This window comes from Paenibacillus sp. 01T422, from assembly GCF_056398785.1.
In genome coordinates, this window is the sequence record NZ_JBFTQB010000903.1 from 1 (window position 1) to 2,597 (window position 2,597).

The following is a 2,597-nucleotide window of genomic DNA, read 5'->3' on the forward strand; positions in this document are numbered from 1 at the left end:
AGATCACCCTAATGTTAAATTTCGGCTTCGTCAAGGGACGTACACATCTTTGATTCGAGATGTTACAAAAGGTGAGATCGATCTCGCTTTCATTTCGCCATTTCCAGAATCGCATGAGCATGTGACAGGCGAGTTATTACTGACTGAAGAATTGTATGCGATTATTCCGGCCAATCATATCCTTGCTGACTATACATCGATTCGCCTCGAACAGTTGAAGCATGAGAACTTTGTAATGTTTAGTGAAGAATATACGCTGCGTTCTATTGTTATGGAGGCGTGCTTGAAGGCCGGCTTCGTCCCTAAGATCGAATTCGAGGGTGAAGAGACGGACACAATTCGTGGTCTCGTTGCCGCGGGGATGGGGGTTAGTTTGCTGCCTGCCATGGCGCTCATAGAAGGCGGACAAATGCAGCCTGCCAAAATTCGAGTGACCGATCCGCAAGTGACTCGAACCGTAGGTTTGATAAGTCGGAAAGGTGAGAAGCTTCCATTAGTAGCTGAAGTGTTCAGACGCTTTCTGCAAGAATATTTTCAATAATAAAAGCTCTCCTTGTGTGTGCTGCTTGTGCAGCCATACAATGGAGAGCTTTTTTATTAATCGTCGTTGTTACGACCGCTGAATATCATGACATATTTCAGTAACTCAAGTACGGAAATTAACGCTGCCGCGACATAAGTAAGGGCAGCTGCATTGAGGACCTTGGCTACTCCGCGTTCTTCTTCATTGGAGATAAATCCCTCGGAGACCATCAAATCGCGGGCTCTGGAGCTTGCGTTGAATTCTACTGGCAAAGTTACGAGTTGAAAGGCGACGGCGGCTGCGAAAAAGATAATGCCCAGACCGAGAAGCCATGGAATCTGTTGGAACAAGAAACCAGCTAATATTAAGAATGGAGCTACACCAGATGCAAAATTTACGGCCGGGAACATATAATGTCTTGCAACGAGCATTGGATAATGTACTTTGTGTTGAATCGCATGCCCAACTTCATGACAGGCGACGGAAATGGCTGATATGGAGCTTTGATAGTAGACAGGCTCTGATAATCGAACAACTCTAGCCATCGGGTCATAGTGGTCTGTTAATGTGCCTCGCACGGCTTCAACAGGGACATCGTAGAGCCCATTGGCATCTAGCATTCGACGTGCAGCTTCAGCGCCAGTCATTCCTGAATAGACAGGGACACTAGACCATTTGTTGAATGTTCCGCGAACTCTGAACGAAGCCCACAAAGAAAGAGCGAATGCAATAATAATGAGAAAATCCATTGGGTGAAAAAATAACATTCCACACGCCTCCGTAATTCGTTATGAGAACGGATTTTTACCTAGAAGAACAATTAATGCTTCAATGCATGCTGCAGTTGGCTGCGTTAGTATGCGATAAAGCTTTTTTAGTTGGTTTGGCTTCAGCTGTTGGATTATAGGCCCGAGTTCTTTGGCTTCCTTCATTAATTGTTCAAGATGAAGTTGAATCGATGTCAGCTTATCTCTCACATTATCATCCGGGGACACTTTGCTCCATTGCTGTAAGTTTGCTTTGATCTCCTCTAGGGTATATTTCTCGTTCTTCATTGTTTCAATACGTTTAAGACGATTCAAAGTTTCATCGCTATAAAGTCGGTAGTTCGTATCGGATCTTTTCTCGGGCTCAATCAAGTTAAGCTTGGTGTAGTAATCAATGGTTCGAGAACTAACATCGGCAAGTTTGGCTAGTTCTCCGATTTTGTATAGCTTCTCATTTTCCATGTTTCATTCACCCCTACTCCAATGTCATATAATAAATTGCTTCTATAATAATGATACCTGATTACAAACCGTACAGTCAAACGTGATGCTTATCATACCTGACAAGGGTTCTAAGATAGGAATCTTAACATTTTTAACAAAAAATTAATGAAAACACGAATTATGCCTGTTCGATGTCAGGTTATTTTTCGTTTTTTTCATTTTTTTAGAGAAAATCCTATTGTCAAACCCATATAACCTGTATATAATGACATTAAGAGTTTCATTACATGTTATTTAATCTAACATTAAAGGAAGTGGTCGTATGGTTAAGAAATTGTTGTTAGCTTTTGGTGTCATGGCCTTATTGTTCCCTACTCTCGCATTTGCTGCAGATGAAGCAACAGTGCCCCAATTGCAAAGTGCAATCGATGCCGTTTGGGTCATGTTAGCCGCAATTTTGGTTATCTTCATGCAAGCTGGATTCGCCTTATTAGAAGCAGGGTCGACTAGAATGAAAAATGCCGGTCACGTAGCCGGTAAAACAATCTTAACTTTCGGATTATGTGCCATTGCTTTCTGGGCTGTTGGCTTCGGTTTCGCCTTCGGTGACGGAAATGCCTTCTTCGGTACTACAGGGTTCTTCGTTACAGGCTTGGAAGATCAAGCTTCAGCGGCATTCGGTTCCTTGTCCTTCTCTGATGTACCTATCGGTATTAAGTTCTTATTCCAACTAGCTTTTGCAGGTGTCTCCTTGGCAATTGCTTGGGGTGGATTTGCAGAAAGAGCTAAACTTCCGGTTTACTTTATCTTCGGAATTTTGTTCACCGTAGTGATTTATCCAATCGTTGCTCACTGGGTATGGG

Annotated in this window: 3 protein-coding genes and 1 pseudogene; 2 read left to right on the forward strand and 2 right to left on the reverse strand. The window is 42.8% G+C overall.

Annotated elements, in window-relative coordinates:
- Positions 1 to 541: LysR substrate-binding domain-containing protein (locus tag AC1DUA_RS33190; protein ID WP_477503793.1), on the forward strand; the 541-nt coding region annotated here is incomplete at its 5' end.
- Positions 542 to 597: 56 nt separating this feature from the next.
- On the opposite strand, the gene AC1DUA_RS33195 is transcribed toward AC1DUA_RS33190, so the two are convergent.
- Together AC1DUA_RS33195 and AC1DUA_RS33200 are read right to left on the reverse strand one after the other, a co-directional pair.
- On the reverse strand, positions 598 to 1,290 hold the full coding sequence (locus tag AC1DUA_RS33195; RefSeq protein WP_477503794.1) for a zinc metallopeptidase: 693 nt from the start codon (positions 1,288 to 1,290) through the stop codon (positions 598 to 600).
- A 21-nt stretch (positions 1,291 to 1,311) separates the two neighbouring features.
- Positions 1,312 to 1,752, reverse strand: a complete 441-nt coding sequence (locus AC1DUA_RS33200) for a MerR family transcriptional regulator (RefSeq protein WP_477503795.1) — start codon at positions 1,750 to 1,752, stop codon at positions 1,312 to 1,314.
- Between the two features lie 304 nt (positions 1,753 to 2,056).
- Here AC1DUA_RS33200 and AC1DUA_RS33205 point away from each other — a divergent pair.
- A pseudogene (locus AC1DUA_RS33205) lies at positions 2,057 to 2,597 on the forward strand (ammonium transporter); the annotation flags it as partial.

Coding starts and splice junctions, on each gene's coding strand:
- AC1DUA_RS33200 (WP_477503795.1), bottom strand. CDS start 1,752: ATGGAAAATGAGAAGCTATACAAAATCGGAGAACTAGCCAAACTTGCC.
- AC1DUA_RS33195 (WP_477503794.1), bottom strand. CDS start 1,290: ATGTTATTTTTTCACCCAATGGATTTTCTCATTATTATTGCATTCGCT.